20 protein-coding genes are annotated in these 20,152 nt (G+C 66.9%); 7 read left to right on the top strand and 13 right to left on the bottom strand.

The genetic code is table 11. The annotated features are described in order from the left end of the window. Positions 1-21: 21 nt before the first annotated feature. Positions 22-1,029 (bottom strand): alpha/beta hydrolase, encoded by a 1,008-nt coding sequence (locus tag ArtHe_RS00205; RefSeq protein ID WP_248318226.1) that lies wholly within the window; start codon positions 1,027-1,029, stop codon positions 22-24. Positions 1,030-1,093: 64 nt separating this feature from the next. Beyond that, positions 1,094-1,828, bottom strand: a complete 735-nt coding sequence (locus tag ArtHe_RS00210; RefSeq protein ID WP_248318227.1) for an SDR family NAD(P)-dependent oxidoreductase — start codon at positions 1,826-1,828, stop codon at positions 1,094-1,096. A gap of 205 nt (positions 1,829-2,033) precedes the next feature. Here ArtHe_RS00210 and ArtHe_RS00215 point away from each other — a divergent pair, with 205 nt between their 5' ends. Next, a complete protein-coding gene (locus tag ArtHe_RS00215) occupies positions 2,034-3,038 on the top strand; it encodes a methyltransferase dimerization domain-containing protein (protein ID WP_248318228.1) in 1,005 nt (334 codons plus the stop codon). A 33-nt stretch (positions 3,039-3,071) separates the two neighbouring features. After that, positions 3,072-3,821 carry an alpha/beta hydrolase gene (locus ArtHe_RS00220; RefSeq protein ID WP_248318229.1) on the top strand — a complete coding sequence of 250 codons (750 nt, stop codon included), beginning with the start codon at positions 3,072-3,074 and terminating at the stop codon, positions 3,819-3,821. 27 nt (positions 3,822-3,848) lie between these two features. On the opposite strand, the gene ArtHe_RS00225 is transcribed toward ArtHe_RS00220, so the two are convergent. The 5 genes from ArtHe_RS00225 to ArtHe_RS00245 all read right to left on the bottom strand — a co-directional run bounded on the left by ArtHe_RS00225 (position 3,849) and on the right by ArtHe_RS00245 (position 9,269). After that, the gene (locus ArtHe_RS00225; RefSeq protein ID WP_248318230.1) at positions 3,849-4,922 is read right to left on the bottom strand and encodes an aryldialkylphosphatase; all 1,074 of its coding nucleotides are present in this window, start codon (positions 4,920-4,922) and stop codon (positions 3,849-3,851) included. After that, positions 4,919-5,989, bottom strand: a complete 1,071-nt coding sequence (locus ArtHe_RS00230) for a hypothetical protein (protein WP_248318231.1) — start codon at positions 5,987-5,989, stop codon at positions 4,919-4,921. The genes ArtHe_RS00225 and ArtHe_RS00230 overlap by 4 nt, the downstream gene beginning before the upstream one ends. 3 nt (positions 5,990-5,992) lie before the next feature. Further along, positions 5,993-6,817 carry a molybdenum cofactor biosynthesis F family protein gene (locus ArtHe_RS00235; RefSeq protein WP_248318232.1) on the bottom strand — a complete coding sequence of 275 codons (825 nt, stop codon included), beginning with the start codon at positions 6,815-6,817 and terminating at the stop codon, positions 5,993-5,995. 24 nt (positions 6,818-6,841) lie between these two features. Beyond that, the gene (locus ArtHe_RS00240) at positions 6,842-7,795 is read right to left on the bottom strand and encodes an aldo/keto reductase (RefSeq protein WP_248318233.1); all 954 of its coding nucleotides are present in this window, start codon (positions 7,793-7,795) and stop codon (positions 6,842-6,844) included. A gap of 67 nt (positions 7,796-7,862) precedes the next feature. Continuing rightward, entirely contained in the window at positions 7,863-9,269 is a 1,407-nt protein-coding gene (locus ArtHe_RS00245; RefSeq protein ID WP_248318235.1) for an amidohydrolase family protein, read from the bottom strand. A gap of 92 nt (positions 9,270-9,361) precedes the next feature. On the opposite strand from ArtHe_RS00245, the gene ArtHe_RS00250 reads away from it, so the two are divergent. From ArtHe_RS00250 to ArtHe_RS00260, 3 genes are read left to right on the top strand one after another with little or no spacing between them, the layout of a single operon-like run. Beyond that, the gene (locus ArtHe_RS00250; RefSeq protein WP_248318236.1) at positions 9,362-10,471 is read left to right on the top strand and encodes a zinc-binding dehydrogenase; all 1,110 of its coding nucleotides are present in this window, start codon (positions 9,362-9,364) and stop codon (positions 10,469-10,471) included. A 17-nt stretch (positions 10,472-10,488) separates the two neighbouring features. Next, the gene (locus ArtHe_RS00255) at positions 10,489-11,466 is read left to right on the top strand and encodes an aldo/keto reductase (protein WP_248318237.1); all 978 of its coding nucleotides are present in this window, start codon (positions 10,489-10,491) and stop codon (positions 11,464-11,466) included. 48 nt (positions 11,467-11,514) lie between these two features. After that, positions 11,515-13,188 (top strand): amidohydrolase, encoded by a 1,674-nt coding sequence (locus ArtHe_RS00260; RefSeq protein WP_248318238.1) that lies wholly within the window; start codon positions 11,515-11,517, stop codon positions 13,186-13,188. A 51-nt stretch (positions 13,189-13,239) separates the two neighbouring features. Here ArtHe_RS00260 and ArtHe_RS00265 read toward each other — a convergent pair whose 3' ends face one another. Further along, positions 13,240-13,968, bottom strand: a complete 729-nt coding sequence (locus tag ArtHe_RS00265) for a hypothetical protein (protein ID WP_248318239.1) — start codon at positions 13,966-13,968, stop codon at positions 13,240-13,242. A gap of 251 nt (positions 13,969-14,219) precedes the next feature. Between ArtHe_RS00265 and ArtHe_RS00270 the strand changes: the two genes are divergently transcribed. Continuing rightward, positions 14,220-14,489, top strand: a complete 270-nt coding sequence (locus tag ArtHe_RS00270) for a hypothetical protein (RefSeq protein WP_248318240.1) — start codon at positions 14,220-14,222, stop codon at positions 14,487-14,489. A gap of 25 nt (positions 14,490-14,514) precedes the next feature. Here ArtHe_RS00270 and nhaA read toward each other — a convergent pair whose 3' ends face one another. From nhaA to ArtHe_RS00295, 5 genes are all read right to left on the bottom strand, one after another. Continuing rightward, a complete protein-coding gene (nhaA, locus tag ArtHe_RS00275; protein ID WP_248318241.1) occupies positions 14,515-16,341 on the bottom strand; it encodes a Na+/H+ antiporter NhaA in 1,827 nt (608 codons plus the stop codon). A gap of 40 nt (positions 16,342-16,381) precedes the next feature. Next, positions 16,382-16,765, bottom strand: a complete 384-nt coding sequence (locus tag ArtHe_RS00280; RefSeq protein ID WP_248318242.1) for an RNA-binding S4 domain-containing protein — start codon at positions 16,763-16,765, stop codon at positions 16,382-16,384. Between the two features lie 13 nt (positions 16,766-16,778). Beyond that, on the bottom strand, positions 16,779-17,669 hold the full coding sequence (locus ArtHe_RS00285) for an HNH endonuclease (RefSeq protein WP_248318243.1): 891 nt from the start codon (positions 17,667-17,669) through the stop codon (positions 16,779-16,781). A 47-nt stretch (positions 17,670-17,716) separates the two neighbouring features. Continuing rightward, positions 17,717-18,007: a DUF1540 domain-containing protein gene (locus tag ArtHe_RS00290; RefSeq protein WP_248318244.1), complete on the bottom strand. Its 291-nt coding sequence runs from the start codon at positions 18,005-18,007 to the stop codon at positions 17,717-17,719. A gap of 117 nt (positions 18,008-18,124) precedes the next feature. Beyond that, positions 18,125-18,982 carry a hypothetical protein gene (locus tag ArtHe_RS00295; protein ID WP_248318245.1) on the bottom strand — a complete coding sequence of 286 codons (858 nt, stop codon included), beginning with the start codon at positions 18,980-18,982 and terminating at the stop codon, positions 18,125-18,127. Positions 18,983-19,070: 88 nt separating this feature from the next. Here ArtHe_RS00295 and zapE point away from each other — a divergent pair, with 88 nt between their 5' ends. Next, complete coding sequence (gene zapE / locus ArtHe_RS00300) at positions 19,071-20,135, top strand: cell division protein ZapE (protein ID WP_248318246.1); 1,065 nt, start codon at positions 19,071-19,073, stop codon at positions 20,133-20,135. The last annotated feature ends 17 nt before the right edge of the window (positions 20,136-20,152 follow it).

Consider the following 20,152-nt stretch of genomic DNA (forward strand, 5'->3'; position numbering starts at 1 on the left):
TGGGCCGGTTATCCAGGTCCGCTATTCGGGCTGGGGAAAGAGGAGCCGCTGGAGCCAGGAATCGCGGGAAGCCAGTGCGGCCCGGGTCAGTTCACTCTCCGGCGCGTAGATATCGAAGCCGTGGAATCCGCCTGACCAGACATGCAGCTCAGCTTCCCCTCCGGTGGCCCAGATGCGGGTGGCGTATTCGACGTCCTCGTCGCGGAAGGGTTCTGCGGAGCCGACTTCGATGAATGCCGGGGGCAGTCCGGCCAGATTGGCGGCGCGGGTGGGGGCGGCATAAGCGGGTGCCTCGGGGCTGAACGCCAGGTCCGGGCCGAGGACGCACTCCCAGGCGAGCAGGTTGGCTTCCCGCGTCCAGGTTCCCAATCCGGCGTACTGCCGGCTTGAGATGCTGGTGTTGGTGTTATCGATCATGGGGCAGAGCAGCAGCTGGCCGGCGATGGCCGGGCCGCGGCGGTCGCGGGCCATCAGAGTCAATGCTGCCGAGAACCCGCCGCCGGCGCTGCCGCCCATCACAACGATCCGGTCCGGGTCGATGCCGAGTTCCGCCGCGTTTTCGGACATCCAGACGAGTCCGGCATAGCAGTCTTCGACGCCGGCAGGGTAGGGGTCCTCCGGGGCCAGGCGGTATTCAACGTTGACTGCGACCACACCGTGCTTCTCCACGAGCTCCACGAGGCGGCCGGTCTCCCAGTCCCGGTGTCCTACGACCATTCCGCCGCCATGGATGTTGAACAGGCCGGGAACAGCCTGCCCGCCGGGTGCTGGAGTGCTGGGGCGCAGGACCGTGATCTCGAGGTCGGGAGCACCGGAGGGGCCCGGGATGATGCGTTCAATGGCTTCGACCGGGCGGCTGCCGATGACTTCTGCGGGACTGGGGAACATTCCCTGGCTGCTGCCGCGGGATGCTGCGATGGTTTCCCTGGACATGGGCGGCTGCGGGCTGGCAGCCATGGCTTGGATAACCGGTGCGAGTTCGGGTGCGAACGGGACCGGGGTGATTCCAACGGCAGGGGCCTGCGGCATCGGATCTTGCCTTTCTCTACGTCTTTGTCTTTTCGGAGGACGGCTGGCAGTGGGCGGTGGTGGCTCAGGTGAGCAGCTGGCCGCCGTCGACAGGCAGGCTGATCCCGGTGATGTGCCCGGCGCCGGCCAGGAAGAGGACAGCGGCAGCGACGTCGGAGGTGGATGCCAGTGCGTTTAGGGGGATCCGGGATTCCCAGGCGCGGCGCGCCTCGGATCCTTCCGGCAGGCCGGCGCTCAGCATCGGAGTGAGGACCGGGCCCGGAGCCACCGCATTGACCCGGATGCCGTGGGCGGCCAGTTCGATTGCCGCCCAGCGGGTCAGCGAATCCACGGCGGCCTTGCTGGACTCATATCCGCCCATGCCGGGTGTTGGCTGGCGGGCGCCGATGGAGGAAATGTTGACGATGCTGCCCTGCCGTCCCGCGGCTATCATCTGCCGGGCGACCGTCTGCGTCACCAGGTAGGTTCCCAGGACGTTGACCCGCAGAATCGACTCGTAGTCCGTGACACTGAGTTCAGTCAGGGCCCCGTGGACCGACAGCAGGCCGGCGTTGTTGACGAGGACATCGAAGCCGCCGCAGGCACGGGCCGCTTCATCGAGCGCGGCCGGGGCAGAAACGGTATCCGTGATGTCGACGGCGAGGGCGGTGCCGCCGAGGGACCGCGCCGCTTCGGCGGCTGCATCCCCATCCCGGTCGGCAATGACAACATGGTCGCCCAGGGCAGCGAAGGCTTCGGAAACCGTGCGGCCGATGCCGCCTGCCCCGCCTGTCACGAGGATATTTCGGGCCTTGCTCATCTGTGTCTGTTCCCCCTTCAGCGCGGCCGCGTGCAGCGCATGGGGTTTAGAGTATACGCATGTAGACGGAAAAACCAGCACCTTCAAACGCCCGGCTGGAACTCTGGACATCATGAGTCTACGAACGTAGACTCCTGCCACGGCCGCGCCCGTTTCCGGGCCTTCAGAACCAGGCGGCACCGCATTAACGAAAGGTCTAGGACCCGTGACATCTGCAATCCACCCGGCCGCACGGACGGCCACCCCGGAAGCCATCGTGGACATCGCCATCGGCTTTATGGGAGCGAAACAGCTCTTCGCCGCCAGCCGCATTGGTCTCTTCACCGCAATTGCCGACGGCGCATCAACGGTCGAGGAACTCGCCAGCACAACAGGCGTGCCTCACCGCCAGGTACGCGTCCTGGCCGACAGCATGGCTGCGCAGGGCCTGCTCGGGCGCGCCGGGGGCCGCTACAGCCTGACCCCCGACGCCGCCGCCTACCTCACCGGCGGACACGCCGAGCTGGACCTCGCACCGTTCCTCACGTTCCTGGGTTCCACCAGCTACGACCAGTGGCGGGGCTACGACAAGACTGTTGACACGGATGCCGCCGGAACCCTGGAACTCAACGAGGCCGGCTGGGCTGACTTCATGCATGGTGTGATGACCTACAACGCCCTGCACGCACAGATGCTGGCGCGCCACTTCGACTTCACCGGGTTTGGATCGGCCCTCGATCTGGGCGGCCTGAGCCCGGACTTCGCCATCAAGGCGATGCAGGCCAACCCCGACCTCAAGACCCGCTTTGTGGTGGCACCGGACTTCGCCGACGGTGTCCGCCAGGCAGTCGAAGCAGCCGGCCTGAGCGGACGTGCCGTTGTTGAAGGCGCAGAGACCGAGGACGCCCAGCCCGGCGGCGCGCATGACCTCGTGATGGTCAACCATGTTGCCCACCGCTTCGGTGCCGTGGAGAACGCGCGCATCCTGGCAAATGCACGGGCGGCGGCCGCCCCCGGCGCAACCCTGCTGATGCTCGATTTCTACCTTGACGATGACCCGGTCCAGCGCCGTATCGATGCGCTGCACGCCGGGGAGTACTACAACATCGACGGCACCGTGGTGTATCCCGAATCGGTGGTCCGGGAATGGCTGGAAGCGGCCGGCTGGGCCTTCCGGGAGATGATTTCCCTTCCCGGCAGCCCCCGGGTGATTGTGGCTGATGCAGTTTGATGCCGGCGGATGTTCTCAGCGAAAGGCCAGGCTGTGACTGCTGATTCTCCCGTGGCTTCCTTGCCCTGCCGGGTGCTTACCCCGGAAAACGGAGCCGGCGGGGTTCCGGTGCTGCTGTTGCACACCTTTACCTCCAACGGTGCGGAGGACTGGCCGGATGCCGGGCTTCCGGCGGCGCTGACCGCTGCCGGCCGGCCGGTCTATATCCCGGACCTGCCCGGACACGGCGCAAGCGCGCGGCCCGGGACGGCGGACTCGGTCAGCACCAGCAACCAGACAGCGGCCCTGGCAGCTGTGATCGCCGGTATGCCGGGCGACAGTGTGGACATTGTGGGCTATTCGCTGGGCGCACGGCTCGCGTGGAGCCTGGCCCGGATCAGCCCGCGGCGCGTGGGGCACCTGGTGCTCGGCGGCCTCAGCCCGTTCGAGCCTTTCGGGGCCCTGGACATGGGCAGCCTGACGGCACTGGTCCGTGATGGTGCCGCGCCGCAGGATCCCCTGACCGCGATGATCGGCGGGATGATCACTGCGCCGGGACGCGACCCCGAATCGCTGCTGGCCGTGATCGAAGGGCTTCGGGCCGAGCCGTTCCAGCCGGACGCCTGGGCTCCGGATGCCCCCGTGCTGTTCGTTCGGGGCAGCGGGGATCAGGTCGCTGCGGGTATGGAAACTCTGGCTGAGGCAGTCGAGGGTGCCCGCATGCTGACCGTGCCCGGCGACCATCTGCAGGTGCTCCACGGCAGCGCGTTCCAGCAGGCGGCGCTGGACTTCATCAACAGCTGATGTCCGTTCGCCGGACCGTTCCCTTTTTCAGGGGCGCGGTTCGGCGAACGTCAGCGCCCGCCGTGGATTGTCGACCATAAAAGCCCGCAGGACGGCGTCGTCGATGCCCAGGGCGCCGAGCGCCGGAAGGAAATGCTCGGAGATGTAGCTGTACCCGTGGCCCCCGTAGCGCTTGAGCTGGATCTTGGTGCAGACGTCCTGACCGAGCACGATCTGCCCGGCATATCCATCCTCGACGAGCGCCGCGATGCCCTGCCCCACCTTGTAGTCGGTGGTCGGCCACAGTGTGCCCCAGGGACTTCCGGTGGTTCCGAGGAAATCGAACTCCGCGAACACGCCCCGGCTCAGGAGCCGCCGCGCAAACGGCAGATCTTCCCCCAGAGCTCCGCTGTGGCCCATCACGACCTGGGAGAGGTCAGCTCCTTCGTCTTCCAGGATGTCCAGGACCTGGAATTTCTCTTCCCCGAAACCTCCGAAATGGAAGGTGATGGGTGCGCCCGTCAGCCGGCTGGCCCGCCCGCTGGCCCTGATGCTCTTGAGTTCATTGGGGGAGAGCGGGTTGCCTTCCACTCCCACCTCGCCGATGATTCCTGCCCTGATGCCCGTGCCGCCGGCCCCGCACACGATGTCCCGCACGATGACTTCGGCGAGGTCCTCGACGCTGCGGGAATCCATGTCCACCGGGTGGAAGGCTTCCGTGTACCAGCCCGCACCCATCACGATGTGCAGGCCGCTGGCGAGCGAAACCCGCAGCAGGGATCTGGGGTCCCGGCCCAGGCCGAGGTTGGACACCTCCACCATGCTCCCGCCACCGGCGTACTTGAACGCCAGGATTTCCGCCAGCATCTCATCGAAGTCGCCCAGGAGGTCATTGTCGTTGTTGACGGCGCCCCGCCGGGTTTCAGCAAGGTTGGCCAGGGTCAGGGGCCGCGCTGCCCCGGCGGAGTCTTCGCCGGGGCGCAGGGCATGCCCCGGCCGGCGGATATTGAGGAAGATGTGTTCATGCATCAGCGTTTCGCCCAGGACAGCGGGATCGACCGGACCGGCGACGGTCAGGGCCCTGCCGGCCAGGTTCGGAATGCTCAGGTCATGGAGGCTCATGCCGGCTCCTGGGAAGTGAAGGTAAGGAACCGCTGCGGGTTCCCGGTGGTCAGAAGCCGCAGCTCCGCCTCGCCGGCACCGAGCCCGGCAAGGTAGCCCGTGAACTGCTCCAGGAGAAAGCCGTACCCGTTGCCGCCATACGCCTTAAGTCCGGTTTTGCGTGAGATGGAATGGGATACCAGCAGGCGTTCGGCATACCCGCGGCGGGCCAGTTCAAGGATGGCGGCAGCTACGTCGTGGTCCGCGGTCCGGGTCTGGACCGAGGGGATCCTGCCCAGCTCGTCAAACTGAAGGCAGACACCGTAGGCAAGAACCTGCTCGGCGTCGTTGACGTCCAATGCCAACCCTCCGCAGCGGCCGAGGCCAATGCGCCACGGAGCCACGCCCTCAGCGACCAGGAGCTTGAGTGCGGCGTTCCGCTTCGCGGGATCCGCCGACCGGTCCAGGACCAGAGGTGCGCCGGTCTCACAGGCTGCGGCAGCCGCGGCGAGGAGGAGAACCCGTTCCTCAGGCACGGCAGGATCCAGCGGACCCAGCGGCCCGATCAGTCCTGCCTGTACGCCGTCAACGCCGTCGCTGAGCTCCCTGATGATTTCCGCGGCCAGGCTCCCGGCACTGCGGCCGTGGATTTCCGGGCTCCAATCCGGATGGTGCCAGCCGGCGGCCATCACGATGTTCACGCCGGTGCTTCGGGACAGCTGCGCGAGCGCAGAGGCGTTCCGCCGGTGGGAGCGGGTGGTGGCGTCCACGATGCTGCGGCCCCCCGCCCTGGTGAAACCAAGCAGCTCAGCTTCCGCCACCCCCATGTCGCCGAGGGACTCGTTGTCCCGGTTCGCGGCCCCAAGCGCGGCGGCGCCGAGCATGTCGATGCTCAGCGGGGTCTCGTAGAACCTGCGGTCCGCCGCGGCAACAGGCTGCCGCCGGCCGGCAGCCTGCCAGCCGGCGGGAGTGTCCGACGGCGGTGCGAAGCAGGCGGCGAGGTGTTCGCGGACCAGCGTCTGGCCGAGCGTCCCGGGCTCCACCGGACCCAGGACGGTGACGGCCGAACCGCTGTGGATTAGCGCCACGGGCTACCAGTTACGCGCGGGATCGAAGGCTGCCGGGTGGGATGTCCGGCTGAGCAGCCGCCCGTGGGCACCAAAGGTGAAATGCACCGGCTGGCTGCCGTCCTGGCGAAGCCCGAACAGGCTGCCGTGGGAGCGGAGGGCCGCGGCGTCCCGGTGGTCCGCCACCGTGACTGCCGCACACGGCACCACTTTCTCCCGCCATGCGAAGACGAAGATGCCTGGGCGCAGCTGATAGGTGGTTTGCTGATCGGTGTCCGCTAGGCCGCGCTCCGGCCCGGACAGGCACTGCCAGGTGTACCAGTGCGGGCTCAGATAGAGATGTTCGTAGGCATGTTCAGTGCTGTACTCCCACAGGACGCGGCCTCCGACCAGAGCCGTGGAAGGAGCCGGTTCGGTGCCTTCCACCTCAGCGCCGTCGATGGTTCCGGCGATGAACTGCTGGCCCACGGCCGTTTGGGCCGGGGAGGCTGTGCCGATGGTCGAGATGACGGAGAGAGCGCGGCCGCTGTCCAGATCCAGGAAGAGCGAAACCGCTTCCTCGGGCGACGAGACATGCTGGAACTGTGCGTAAAAGAGCCCCGGGGCAACCTCGAAGGCCTCATAGGGATCTTCGCCGTCCTGCACGGCATGCCCGGGAGGCTGGAAGCTCCAGGCGACGGACTCCGCGCCGAATTTGTGCGCGATCCGTGTTCCGTCGGCCATGGTCAGGTTGATCCAGCGTCCGGCGAGGGTACCGGACAGCGGCGCCTTGTTCGCATCGAATCCCGGGGCCAGGCCGTCCAGAGGCGGCCAGGTCGAGGTATCTGCGGGGTTCTGGGTTGTTGTCATGTTGAAGATCTCCTTAGTGCCGGGCTAGAGCCAGCTGCCGTCTGCCTGTACTTTGTTCCGGTCAACCCACAGGTGCTGAACGGCCTCACGGAGGGCGCTGCCGTGCCGGTGGTAGAGCTCGAGTGCGGCCAGATTGTCTTCCAGCTGTTCGCGGCGGCTTACCCCGAACAGCACATTGGCAACGGCGGGGTTGGCGAGGCAAAAAGCGAGCGCCAGCTGCGGGGCCGAGGTGTTGAAGCTGCCGGCTATCTCCGCCAGCTCTGCTGCTGCCTCCCGGATTTCGCCGCGGATACCACCCGGGTCGGCGCCGATCTTCCGCTGGGGATGCAGCTTTCCGGCCAGAATCCCGCCTTCAAGGATGTCCGAGGCCTGCATAGCGAAGCTGCCGGAGTCGAAGAGCTCCTGGTAAAAGGGCCCCTCGGCCATCGTTCGGCGGACCACGCTGTATTTGAGCTGCGCGAAGCAGGGCGCCGGCAGGCCTTCCGCGCGGGCGAAGTCAATCGCCTGGTGGAGGTCGGCGGCAATCCAGTTGTTGACCCCCCAGGCGTCGAACCGGCCGGCCCGGACCTGCTCGGCAACCTCGGTGACAATGGCCCGGACATCTGGCCGTTCCATGTAGTCGCCGACGACGACGAGGTCCGCCTTGTCAACGCCGACCCGGTCCAGCGACTCGTTGAGCTGGGCCGCAAACCCCGCGGTCGGGTATTCCCAGAGCCAGAGCTTGCCGCAGAGCAGGTAGTCCTCCCGGGCAATGCCGGCTTCCCGGATGGCCTTACCGAAGATCAGATCAGTTGTGGACTGTTCGGCGTGCGGACCCATGTTGTAGTGGGCAACGTCGAAGAAATTGACGCCTGCGTCCACGGAACGCTTCAGGAGGCCGACGGCGTCGTCAAACTCCATCCGGTCCCAGGTATTCCAGGAGCCCAGGCCATAGACCGGGACCAGCGGACCATCCGCTCCAAGTTTTCTTTGGGGCATTTTCGTTTCTGCGGACAAGACAGTTCCTCCTTGGACTACCGGTGAATTTTGAGTCTACGGCCGTATACTAAAAATGCGCAACGGTTTGATCCGGCTCTCCGGCCGCGGACTCCCGGTCATAGACAATGCGGCCGTCGACCACGGTCAGGTCAACCCGGACCCCGGGAAGGTCGCCGGGGGAGACTTCCAGCGGGTTATGCTCCAGGACGCAGAGGTCTGCGGCCTTGCCGGGCTCCAGGGTGCCCTTCCAGGCCTCGGCTTTGTCCTGCCAGGCCGCATGGGAGGTGTAGGACCGCAGGAGTCCGGTCATCAGTTCCCGGTTCCCCATTCCGTGGCCGGTTCCGACCCATTCCCCGGCCGCGGCGATTCCCTGCCGCCAGTCAGGGGACAGGACGGGTGCGTCCGAACTCAGGCAGAGTTTCGCCGGCCCGCCCATGGCGGACAGGATGGGCCAGGCGGAGGCAGCAATCTGGTCGGATAGAACTCCGGCCAGCATGGGGGCGGTGGCCACGGCGATGCCGGGCTGGATGTTGATGCCCATGCCGAGCGAGCCCAGCCGTGCCAGTGCCGCCCCGCTGATCAGGTCTCCGTGGATGACATAGTGCCTGGCTGCCCGGGCGCTTTCCAGGCCGGCGGATTCGACCGCTTCCAGGAAGGTTTCAATGGACCGGTCACCAGTGGCGTGCACACCGATCTGGTGACCGGCGGCGTGGGCACTGAGGATCATCCGGCGAAGATTGCCCTCCCGGGCAGCGGTGTCGGTTCCATCGACCAGGAGATCCCCGGAGGACCCGTCCGGATAGCAGTGGTGCGTCCAGGCGTTGTGCATCGGAGGAATTCCGTCCGCAAAAATCTTGACCCCGGCGAGATGCAGCCATTTCTGGTCCCCCTCGTAGGGCCGGAAGCCGCGAAGTCCGCGCTCGAATGACTCAATGTCGCTTGCTCCGTCCAGCTCGCCGAAGAGGTTCAGGACCGTGACCCGTGCGGTCAGATCGCCGGCGTCGGCCAGTTCCCGGTAGGCGTCGAGGACGCCGCTGCCGAAGCAGCCGGTGGGTCCGTTGTCCTCGCCGGGGCCGAGCCCTGGTTCGGTGTAGCTGGTGATACCCAGGGAGGCCAGCAGCCTGCCGGTGCGCAGGATGGCATTCCGGCGGTCTTCGCCGGTTTCGAGCCTGGCGGCCGGACTCTGGAAGCCGGCCCCGCCGATGATGGTGTCCGGCCAGAGGGCACCGAGCCAGGCCCCGTGCAGGTGCGAATCGTTAATGCCCGGGATAACGGCCCTCCCGTTCAGTTCAATGACCTGGGTATTGTTCCCCGCAAAGCGCATCGCGTCCTGGCTGGAGCCGACGAAGACGATCTCGTTGGCGCTCACGGCTATGGCTTCGGCTTCGGAATTCCTGCCGTCCATCGTGATGACGGATCCACCGCGAAGGATGAGGTCCGCAGGGATTCCGGGTCCGGCCGGGGTCTGGCCCATTTTTGCCTCCAAGGCACTGGTGATTTCAGTCAACGTATGTAGACTAACTTCAAATTACGTGACCCACGCCATACCTTGGAGGAAAAAGGACCATGTCGCTTCCCGCAACAACCCGTGCTGCCGTCCTGACGGCTCACGGTTCCGCCTTGGCGGTTCAGGACATTCCGCTGCCGGACAAACTGGAACCAGGCGCCGCGCTGGTTGAAATTACGTGCACCACGCTGTGCGGCACGGACGTCCATCTTTGGGCCGGGGGAATGACTTTTCCAGGCATGCTGCCCATGGTCCTGGGACACGAGATGGTCGGAACCATCGTGGCTGTGGGTGACGGCGCAGCGGATACCCTGGGTCGTCCATTGTCCGCCGGCGACCGCATTGGCTGGTCGGAGTCCACCTGCGGGAACTGCTTTGGCTGCACGGTACTGCGCGAGCCGGTTGCCTGCAGCGACCGCGGTTATGGCTTTCGCCAGCGGGCAGATACCTGGCCGTACGCCACCGGCGGCCTGCTTGAGCACTGCTATGTCACGCCCGGCGCGGCCAAGCTTCTCCTGCCCGACGACGTCAAGGACACCTGGGCGGCGATGGCCGGCTGCGCCGCCAAGACGGTGCTGCGGGCCTTTGACCGGGTCGGCGGGATCCGGCCGGCCTCAACGGTAGTGGTGCAGGGTGCCGGAGCACTCGGCATCTTCGCCACCGCAGTCGCCCGGATCGCCGGGGCGGGAAAGGTCATCACCGTTGGGGCCCCCGATGAGCGGCTGAGGATGGCCGGGCAGTTTGGAGCCGACGCCACCGTAAGTGTTTCCCTCGGCTCTGACGGTTGTGTCCAGGAAGTCCTGCGGCTGACGGACGGGAAGGGAGCAGACCATGTCTTCGACTTCGCCGGCGCACCCTCCGTGGGCAAGGAAGCCATCGCCATGGCAGCCCAGCGCGGCACGGTTGCGGTGGTGGGCAGCACCGGACCGACCGACAACGAGGTGCCCCTGGGCATGGTGATGGGGAAGGAACTGAGCGTGGTTGGTTCGCTGAACGGCGATATTTCCGACTACTACCGGGCCATCCAGTTCTTCTCCACCTTCGCCGGCCGTATGCCCTGGGACGAGCTTTTCAGCGAACCGGTGGGCCTGCAGGGCGCCTCGGCAGCCCTGGCAGCTATGTCGGAGCTCAATCAGATCAAGGCCGTCGTCGATCCGCGGCTGCCCTAGCGAGTGAGGAAACAACAATGACCATTTCATCTTCAACAACCCTCCTGCCAAAACGCCGGATCGGCACGAAGGGGCCGATGGCCTCAGTGCTTTCACTGGGCTCCTGGCACATTTACGACCGCATGGATTTTTCCGATTCGGTCGCCATGGTCCGCGAAGCCGCAGACCACGGCCTGAACATGTTCGACGTCGGTGTCTACGGCTTTCCGGGACACCAGCCGCCGGTCTTTACCGACGTCCTCTTTTCAGCCATCATCCGGGCGGCAGGTGTGGAGCGGGACCAGTACCTGCTCTCCTCCAAGCTTTGGCTGGAGGGATACCCGGAGCAGAGCCTGCGGGCGCAGCTGGAGAATGCCCTGTTCCGTGCCGGCACGGACCATGCGGACATCGCTGTGCTGGGGGACCTGCGGAAGGAAGGCATTGACCTGCGCCGGCTGGTCCTGGATCTCGCGGAGCTTGAGGAATCCGGCCTGCTGGGGTGCTGGGGGGTTAACAACTGGTCCGCCGGCAACATCCAGGCGCTTTTGGACATCGCTGCGGAGGAAGGTGTCAGTGGTCCCCAGATGGCGCAGCTGAAGTACAGTCTTTCTCGCCGTTCCATCGCCGATGGCGAACCGTTTGCGGCGCTCTTCCGGCAGGGCCTGACCATGCAGGCTTCCGATGTGATGGAGGGCGGCATCCTGGCGGGCAAGCTGAACCCGGGGCGGGAAGTCGGCAGGGACCCGGGCAGCATCCGGGATCGGATTATTGACAGCTTTCCCGGCATCAAGGAGCTCAGCGGTGACCTCGGCACCACCCCGGCCCAGCTGTGCATCGCCTTCACCCTGACCCACCCCGCCAACGCCACCACCCTGTTCGGTGCGAGCAGCGTTGAACAGCTGCGCTCCAACCTTGCCGCAGTAGAGCTGGTGGAGCGGGTAGGTTCAGATGAACTGCGCCGCCTCGCCGAACCGTTCTGGGCAGACAAAGGCGTGGTTTCGCCCGACGGTCCCTGACCCGGCCGGCGAAACCCGAACCGTTGAGGAATGCAAAGGGGAAGACACATGGTTTCACAGCAGGCTGATCTGTTATTGGTCAACGGCGTCATCGACACCCTTGACGCCCGCATGCCACGGACACATGCCCTGGCTGTCAGTGAGGGCAAGGTCCTGGCGGCAGGGGAGGAGGCCCTGGGCTCCCGGGGGCCCTCCACGGCGGTGCTGGACCTGGCAGGCGGATATGTGATGCCGGGTCTCCTGGATGTGCACAACCATCACCTGCTGGCCGGCCAGATGGACCTTTTCGAGCTTGATGTTCCTCCGACACTGGATCTGGAGTCACTGCTGGCTGCCGTTGCGGAGTACGCGGCCGGTTTGGGTCCGGACGAGTGGCTGCTCGGCGGCAGCTGGGGTGCTGGGCTGATGCAGGCCATCAGCACTCCCGAGGCCCTTGCCCGGTTTGATGCGGCAACGGGCGGACGTCCGGCGCTGCTGAAGGATGACAGCAAACACAACCGGTGGGCCAACTCGCCGGCACTGAAGCTGGCCGGAATTGATGCCCACACCCCGGACCCGGACGGCGGGCAGATCCTGCGCAGCGCGGACGGACGGGCCACCGGGGTGCTGGTCGAAGCCGCCGGCGTTCTCGCGGAAAAGACGCTGGCGCGGCTGCAGCCCGTCTCCACCGGGGACCTGGCCCGGGCTGCGGCCCGCGGCATTGAGATCCTGCATTCCTACGGCATCACCGGATTCCAGGACGCGGCCACCTCCCTGCAGCTGATGCAGGCGCTCAAGGAACTTGATGACGCCGGCACCCTGCAGGCCTGGGTGGTGACGTCCATGCAGGCGAATGATTTCATTTTCGGAACAGAACCCCTGGGCGAGGGGATCATTGCTCACCGCGGGGAACTGCGCAGCCTCCACCACCGGCCGGATTTCATCAAGATCTTCCTTGACGGTGTTCCGCCGGCCGGAACGGCTGCCTTCATTGAGCCCTACCTGCCGTCCGCTGGTTTCCCCGCCTGCCACTGCGGGGAAACCACACTCGACGCGGACGCCCTTGAAGTCTGGCTGCTGGGAACCGCTGCGCGCGGCATATCAGCGAAAATCCACTGCACCGGAGATGCCTCCGTGCGGTTGGTACTGGATACCGTCGCGAAGGTCCGGGCCGCGGGCTGGGACAAACCGAAGTACCACATCGCCCATGGCCAGTTCGTGCATCCGGAGGATATCGCCCGCTTTGCCGAGCTCAACGTCACGGCCGATATCTCGCCGTCGTTGTGGTTCCCCGGGGTGATTTCCGAAGCCATCGCCACAGTGCTGCCAGCCGAACGGGCTTCGCGGATGCAGCCCAACCGTTCGCTGCTGGACGCCGGCGCCCGGATCGCCGGCGGATCCGACTGGCCGGTGAGCGTTTCCCCGAACGTCTGGGAGGGTGTCTACGGGCTGGTCACCCGGCAGAATCCCCTGGGCGGGTTCCCCGGTGCCTTGTGGCCCGAACAGGCGATCACGCTCGAAGAAGCCATCCGTGTCTACACCACAGCCTGCGCCGAGGCGATGGGGATCGAGGATGTGGCCGGATCACTGGCGCCGGGTAAATCGGCCGACTTCGTCCTGCTGTCCGCGGACCCGCATTCCATCCCCATCGACGAGGTCCGGAACATCACCGCGCAGCAAACCTGGTTCGCCGGCAGCCTCGTCTTCGACGCGGCAGCAAAGACAGCGAGGCAGCCCGCCTGAGAACCGGCCCGCCTGAGAACCGGCCGCGCGGGGTTTCCGGCCGCGGCTGGTTCAGGAATGGACGGGAGCAGCGCCCAGCACCCGCGCCCGGCGGGCATGGGCTTCAAGATCGGCTGCTGCCGGGGCGGGCAGGTCGATGATCCCGCGCAGCGATCCGCGCAGGCTGCGGTAGGCGCCGTCGACCTCCGACGGCGAAGCCGCGCCGTCGAGGATAAGGTTCAGGGCCGTCCGGGCGGTCGCGAGCCTGCTCCGTTCCTGGTCTGTCAGCTTGGACTGGCCGCAGCGGCGGGCATAGTTCTCCGCCGTCCGCAGCGCTACCTCGAAGCGGTCCACGGCCAGGTGCAGGCGGGCCGGATCGGAACCGCGCTCGGCTTCGCGGATACCCTGCATGGCCACGAGGACCTCCCGGATCACCGGATCGGAGTAGTCGGTCATCACCGGATAATCGATCAGCAGGGCAACATCGGTTTCGTACCGGGACCAGGCCACCAGTGAGGCATCCCGCCGGCGGCAGGCCGCGTCCCAGGAACCGGTCCGGGCCTGGGCCTCAACGCGGGTTCTGCGCCGGCGCCCGAGGGCCTTGGACGTTTTTTGGGCCGCAATCACCAGCCCGGTGAGCGCACCGATCCCCAGCGGGGGCACAGCAAACGCGAGGGCGAACGTATAGGCCGGTGGCACGGCGCCCCAGATGGCCCAGGCTGCGAAACTGATCAGCGCATAGACCCCGAGGACCACCATCCCCGCCGTAAACGCGAAAAGAACCAGCGCAGCGGCAGCCACTTTCCGGGCAATTCTCTTCAGCATCCCCACAGGATAGCGGCCCAAGCTGGATCACGGCAGGGAGTTTCCTCTACTGGCGGGGAGGATGGCGGCGAGGATACTGTTCCGTCCCGGAAGTTTCGGGGATTCCAGAAAAGGACACGCCGCGATTTGTGCCAAGATTGCGGATTTCCACAGCGAACCTTGAGCAGCGCGTAGCTATGGTCAGGTGCATGGGGACATATAACGTACTTTCACGGAAGACCCGGACAGTGGACTCTCTCGTTTCACCGTCCGGGATGGTCACCTCCGGAAGCCGGTGGCTGCCGGCCTGCGAACCGCAGCCGCGGCCGGTGCTGCCGCCGCTTGAACCGGGACAGGTGTACATCACCCGGCGCGGCACCGCGTACCACCCCGGCTGGTGCCAGGTGGTGCAGCGGACCTGGGAATTCAACAAGCCCGCCCTGCAGATCTGCGCCGGCAGGGACGTCGGCGGCCGGCGGCTGTGCAGGTCCTGCGAGGGAGACTCGAGGCAGCCCTGAACCAGGGGGGCAGGCGGCGCGGGGCTCAGAGAGTTTCCGGGCGGGTCGCGTTGAGTGCGCGGATGAGCGCGGCGGCGTCGTAAGGGCCGCGGTGCCGGACGCCGTTCACGAAGAACGTAGGGGTCGAATGCAGGTCCATGGCCTCTGCATCCAGGGCATCGTCCCGCACCCGGTTTACGACGTCGGCTGACCGCAGATCCGACTCGAACCGGTCCGGATCCAGCCCAAGGTTCTCCGCCAGGGACAGCAGGTCCGCCGGCTCCAGATGGTCCTGGTCCTCGAAGAGCCCGGACGCAAAGGGTCCGAAGCGGCCCTGCAGGGAGGCGGCTTCCGCCGCCTCCGCGGCCTGCACGGCATGGGGATGGACCCTGGTGAGGGGCAGATGCCGCCACACCCAGCGAAGCTCCCCGCCGAAGTGCTCGCGGACCTCATCAACGACGCCGGTGGCCCGGCTGCAGAACGGGCACTCGAAGTCTCCGTACTCCACCAGGGTCAGGGGAGCATCGGGATTGCCGAAAACGTGATCCCGGCCGGGGTCCACCGGCCTGGCCAGGTGCTTGCCAACCGGCTCGAGCGGGGCCCTCGCCTCCAGCACCTTGAAGATCACCGTGCCCAGCCCAAAGGCCAGCACCGACCCGGTCAGTACGCCGACGCGTGCCTCGTTCTGGGCGGCGTCATCGTTGATGGCCAGGCTGATGATGAACAGCGAGATGGTGAACCCGATGCCGGACAGGGCGGCGCCGCCGGCGATCCGGCCCAGCGTCAGGCCGGGCCCGAACTCGCCCAGCCCCAGCCGCCGGAGCAGTGCGGATACACCGAAGATGCCGGTGAACTTGCCCAGGGCCAGGCCGACTGCCACACCCCACGTGAGCGGGGATCTGGCTGCCGCTGACAGGGTGGCGCCGTCGAGCTCCACTCCGGCGTTGGCCAGCGCGAACAGCGGCAGGATCAGGTAGGAAACCCAGGGACTGAGTGCGCTCTGGAGCCGCTCGTTGATGGAAATGGATTCCCGCAGGCTGCCGGCCGCTGCCCGCGCGTACTCCGAGTTGGGCGATTGCCGGAACGTCTGCGCCAGTTCCAGCGCCCGCTCTACCTCGTGCCGGCGCGGAGCGAAAACGGGAACAAAGAGGGCGACGGCGACTCCCGCCAGGGTGGGGTGGACCCCGGCGTAATAGAACGCCAGCCACGTCGCGGCCGCGAGCACGGCGTAGGCGGCACCCCGGCCGCGCGGCAGGTACCGGGAGGCAGCCACCGCGGCCAGCCCGGCGAACCCCGCCAGGAGCGGCATAAGCTGCAGATGATCGGTGTAGACCAGGGCAATAATGCTCAGCGCAGCGACGTCATCCACCACGGCGAGGGTCAGCAGGAAGATCCGCAGCCGTCCGGGAAACCTTGGTCCCACGATTGCCAGCGCTCCGAGCAGGAAGGCGGTGTCCGTGGAGATCACAACACCCCAGGCATGGGCGTATTCCGTCCGCCCGGCAATCAGCAGGAAAACCAGGGCGGGCAGGGCGATTCCCGCTGCCGCGCCGGCCACCGGCACAACGGCACGGGAGCGGTTGGTCAGCTCCCCGAGGGCAAACTCGCGCCGCACTTCCAGGCCGACGGTAAAGAAAAAGACTGCCATCAGGAGGTCATTAACCACCTCCTGCAAGGTCAGCTCCAGGTCCCAGCTGCCGATCCGCAGCTCGACCGTGGTTTCCCAGAACTCTGCGTAACTGAGGGACACGGCGGAATTGGCCCAGAGCAGTGCCAGCACGGTAAAGAGCAGGAGCAGGGACGCAGCCCGTTTTTCCTGGCCCAAGGCACCCAAGCGGCTGAGCAGCCCGGAAGCGCCTTGGCTGCTTGGCATGGGCTTGGTCCTTCCTCCGGGCCGGATCCTGCGTCAGAGACTAGCGCTCACGCCGGAGGCGTTCCATCTCCCTGCGGTCTTTCTTGGTCGGGCGCCCGGTGCCGCGGTCCCGCTGCGGCAGGCCAAGAGCCGGGGCCGGGGGACGCTCCGGGGTGTGGTCGGTGAAGCAGTGGGAGGCGGCTTCGGCACCAACACGCTTGGAGATGAGGGCCCGGACCTCCAGGATCCGTTCGAACCCGGGCTGCCGGACGCGGATGCTGTCCCCGGGCTGCACCGGCTGCGCCGCTTTCGCCGCGTGGCCATTGAGTTTGACATGCCCGGCACGGCACGCGGCGGTGGCCGCGGAACGGGTTTTGTAGGCACGGATGGCCCAAAGCCAGGCGTCGATCCGCACGCTTTTCGGGGTGCTCGTTGGAATGCTCATGATGGTCCCGAGTTTAGTCCGGGCGCGGCGTCCGGACTCCGAGCAGCCGGGCCGCGTCCTTCTGGGCCTGTACTGCCTCCGGGGAGAGGATCATGCCGTCCACAGCAGCCGAGGGAACCTGATGGTGCTGCGCTTCGATCAGCCGGCGGAGCTCCGCGGGGGTGTAGGGATTGGGGGTGCCGGCATGCGCCATGGCATGGCAGTTGGGGCACAGGGGAACGAGGTCGGTTGCCGGATCCAGTTCGTAGTCCTCCAGCACCAGCTGCGGCGGCACAACGTGATGGACCTGCATAAGGTCCCCACCCTCACGGCCAAAAACGGCAGCAAAATCGAAGCCGCAGGCCGAACACGCCGGACCATGGTGGACCAGGCAGATCCGGACAGCGTCGGGGTCGTTCTCGTAGCGGCTCGCCAGGGACCAGCGCAGTGCCTGCTGGGGCAGTGTTCCCGGCACAGGGGAGATGGCCGGCCCTGGCACGCCGGCCACCTGCCGGGCCCACGCGGCGCGCAGCGCACTCCCGGCGCCGCGGTCCAGCACGGTGACGCCGCCGTCGTTGCCGAAGTCCGCCGTGGTCAAGCCGGGTACCAGCTCGGCCAGGGGCACCTGTTCTCCGAGCGGCAGCAGCAGGTCAATATCAACGTCAGCGACGGTGAAGAGGGTGCCTTCGTCCGGGTCTGCGAGCTGGTAGGGGTAGGAGACGACGACGCCGTGGCCCGCCACTGCGGCTATGTCACCGGGGAGCACGAACCAGGCGTCAGAGCCGGGTTCAACGCCGGGGGTCCCCGAAATGTCCCAGACAGCCCGGAAAAAACCGGCATCCTCCGCGCCACCTGCTGCCTCGGAATAGTCCGGCTGCCAGGCTTCCGGCCATACTGGATCCCAGCCCAGCAGAACAGCGGTCACCGGCAGTTCCGGTAAGAGTGTGGTCTCAAGGGTGTCTCAGCGACGTCTCAACGCGGCTGGTAGGTGAGACAGTCGGCGAGTTCAGCCCCCGGGCCGACGCGCACATCATGCGCATCGCACATCAGATGGTCGTTGAAACGGCATTCACCCCGCTGGCAGGCACCGACGGTCGCAAGGACCTTAGGAAGCCCGCCGGTGGCGGAAGTGTCGATGAACGTCGCGCAGCTGGCGTGTTCCGGAGCGCCGCCGACGGTAATCGCATATGCCGTGCAGCCGTCGTGGTTGAAGTCGCAGTTGTGGACAGAGCAGTCGGAAACGGGTGCAACGTGGTCAGTCATGGTTCCTCCTGTGCGGGTTGCCGGAGTGCTTCTTGCCTGAAGTCCGAACGTACCACCGTTGGCAGCGAATAATTAGCACGAATTTTCGGGCCCTAATTCAGGCCGGACCCCGGTGAATTACCGGCGCAGGAGCGACACCGTGGCCAGCACCACCATGACGGTGAGCACCAGGCGCAGCAGGAACGAGGCTTCCGGGAAACCGGGCCGCAGCATGGCTGGCAGCCGTCCGTTACGGGCCGGCCAGGAGCGGGCGTCGCAGCGGATCACCGTGATGGTAAAGATGATGGCACCGCCAACCCCGCAGACTGTGGTCAGCATGCCCACCAGCTGGCTTTCGGCTGTGAACCCGCCGGAGACCAGCACGCCCACGGCCAAGCCGAGGGCACTTCCCCGGCCCACGAAGTCCAGGTAGCGGCCCATGGCCGGGAGGAAGACTCCCAGGAACCGGCGGGCTGCGGGACCGCGCAGCAGTTCAGCGGCGGCCCTGGAACGCAGCGGCCGCACGGCGGCCAGGTCGGCGAGGGTGTCCGCGTCCCGGACCGCGGATTCCAGGCCCGCCAGGGCCCGGCTGACCAGTGCCTCCTGCCCGGGAACCAGATCGGGGCGTTTGAGCAGTGCCGCCAGAGACTCGGCGGCCTGGCGGCGCTGCACGGGGCCGGGCCGTGACTGCCGTGACTGCTCAACCCGGCGGAGCCAGCCGCTGCTGTCCGTTCTCCGCAGAATCAGCCGCGGATCGGCCACCGAGCGGACCACCTGCCGGGCATAGGAGGCGGCGTCCTGCCGGCCGGCGGGATCCCCGCTGCGCAGTTCCGCGGCGCGTGCCGAGACCAGTTCAAGGTAGCGGTCCTGCAGTGCCGGCAGCCCCGTGTTGTCCCAGCAGGCCCTGGCTACCGTGAACACGCCAAAAACGGCGGACACCAGTGCCGTTGCCTGGGCAACCGTCCAAAAATCCAGGCCTTCGAATAACGCCGGCACCCTGCCCCCAAGCTCGTAGTACGTTCGCTGGAAATCTTGCCACAGCGGCGCATTTGGACCCGCCCCGGCGGCTGGGTATAACCGGTATATGACCTTTGTGCAGCAGGACCACACCACGGCGGAGCTGGTCCGGGAGGCAGCGGCACAGGGGCTGGAACTCGACGCCGGGCAGCTGGCCGTGCTGCCGGCGCTCGCGCGCGCGGCGGAGGCCGCGCGCCAGCAGGCGGTGGGAGCGGCAGGCGGCGGTTCGGTGTATCTGTGGGGTCCGCCGGGACGCGGAAAGACCTGGCTCCTGGACACATTTTTCCGGTCGGTGCCGATCCGGCAGAAACGCCGCCTGCACTTCCACGATTTCTTCCGCGAACTCCACGCCCGTACCTTCGCGGGGTACGGCACGAAGGGTTTCCGCCAGCAATCGGCCTTCGCCGACGGCCTGGATTCGCTCCTGGGGGATGCCCGGCTGCTCTGCTTCGACGAGTTCCATGTGAACGGGCCGGCAGACGCTGCTTTTGTCACCCGTTTCCTGGAGCAGGTCCTGGACCGCGGGATCGTCCTGGTGGCAACCTCCAACTACGCACCCCAGGAACTGCTCCCGGACCCGATGTTCCACCACCTCTTCGAACCCGGCATCGAGCTCATCCGCAGCAATCTGCACGTGGCCGCCCTGGATGGCTCGGTGGACTACCGTTCGCTTCCCGGCGCTCGCCGGCTCCGGTCCGGGTTCGCAGCCGGATACCACCTGCGCCACACCGGGGCGGGCCTGCTGGCAGCTGCCGGCCTGCGCCCTCCGGCACCGGAGGAATCCCGGGTCCTGAAACCCGGGAGCGTACCCCTCACCGCGGACCGGGCCGCCAACGGTGAGATCTGGTTCCGGTTCGCCGAGCTGTGCGAGTCCCGGTCCGCGGCCTCCGACTATCTTGCGCTCGCCGGTGAATACCGGCACTGGGTCATATCCGAGGTCCCCGGAACGGCAGGCCCGGGCCCGAACGCCTGGCAGCGTTTCGGCAACCTGGTGGACGTTCTGTATGACTCCGGCTGCCGCCTCGATGTGATCGGCTTCAGTGACTACGACGGCGCGTTCCCCGGCCTGGCCCACGAGGTTGACCTGGCGCGCGTCCGCAGCCGCTTTGGCATGCTGGCAGTCCTGGAGTAGCTCCCGCCGCCACCTGC

The organism is Arthrobacter sp. Helios (assembly GCF_023167125.1).
Classification (GTDB): Bacteria; Actinomycetota; Actinomycetes; order Actinomycetales; family Micrococcaceae; genus Arthrobacter_B; species Arthrobacter_B luteolus.

Excerpts from the sequence above, each read along its gene's own strand:
- ArtHe_RS00210 (WP_248318227.1), bottom strand. The coding sequence starts at position 1,828 with ATGAGCAAGGCCCGAAATATCCTCGTGACAGGCGGGGCAGGCGGCATC.
- ArtHe_RS00205 (WP_248318226.1), bottom strand. The coding sequence starts at position 1,029 with ATGCCGCAGGCCCCTGCCGTTGGAATCACCCCGGTCCCGTTCGCACCC.
- ArtHe_RS00235 (WP_248318232.1), bottom strand. The coding sequence starts at position 6,817 with ATGACAACAACCCAGAACCCCGCAGATACCTCGACCTGGCCGCCTCTG.
- ArtHe_RS00280 (WP_248318242.1), bottom strand. The coding sequence starts at position 16,765 with ATGAGCATTCCAACGAGCACCCCGAAAAGCGTGCGGATCGACGCCTGG.
- nhaA (WP_248318241.1), bottom strand. The coding sequence starts at position 16,341 with ATGCCAAGCAGCCAAGGCGCTTCCGGGCTGCTCAGCCGCTTGGGTGCC.
- ArtHe_RS00255 (WP_248318237.1), top strand. The coding sequence starts at position 10,489 with ATGACCATTTCATCTTCAACAACCCTCCTGCCAAAACGCCGGATCGGC.
- ArtHe_RS00240 (WP_248318233.1), bottom strand. The coding sequence starts at position 7,795 with ATGCCCCAAAGAAAACTTGGAGCGGATGGTCCGCTGGTCCCGGTCTAT.
- ArtHe_RS00290 (WP_248318244.1), bottom strand. The coding sequence starts at position 18,007 with ATGACTGACCACGTTGCACCCGTTTCCGACTGCTCTGTCCACAACTGC.
- ArtHe_RS00245 (WP_248318235.1), bottom strand. The coding sequence starts at position 9,269 with ATGGGCCAGACCCCGGCCGGACCCGGAATCCCTGCGGACCTCATCCTT.
- ArtHe_RS00260 (WP_248318238.1), top strand. The coding sequence starts at position 11,515 with ATGGTTTCACAGCAGGCTGATCTGTTATTGGTCAACGGCGTCATCGAC.
- ArtHe_RS00225 (WP_248318230.1), bottom strand. The coding sequence starts at position 4,922 with ATGAGCCTCCATGACCTGAGCATTCCGAACCTGGCCGGCAGGGCCCTG.
- ArtHe_RS00250 (WP_248318236.1), top strand. The coding sequence starts at position 9,362 with ATGTCGCTTCCCGCAACAACCCGTGCTGCCGTCCTGACGGCTCACGGT.
- zapE (WP_248318246.1), top strand. The coding sequence starts at position 19,071 with ATGACCTTTGTGCAGCAGGACCACACCACGGCGGAGCTGGTCCGGGAG.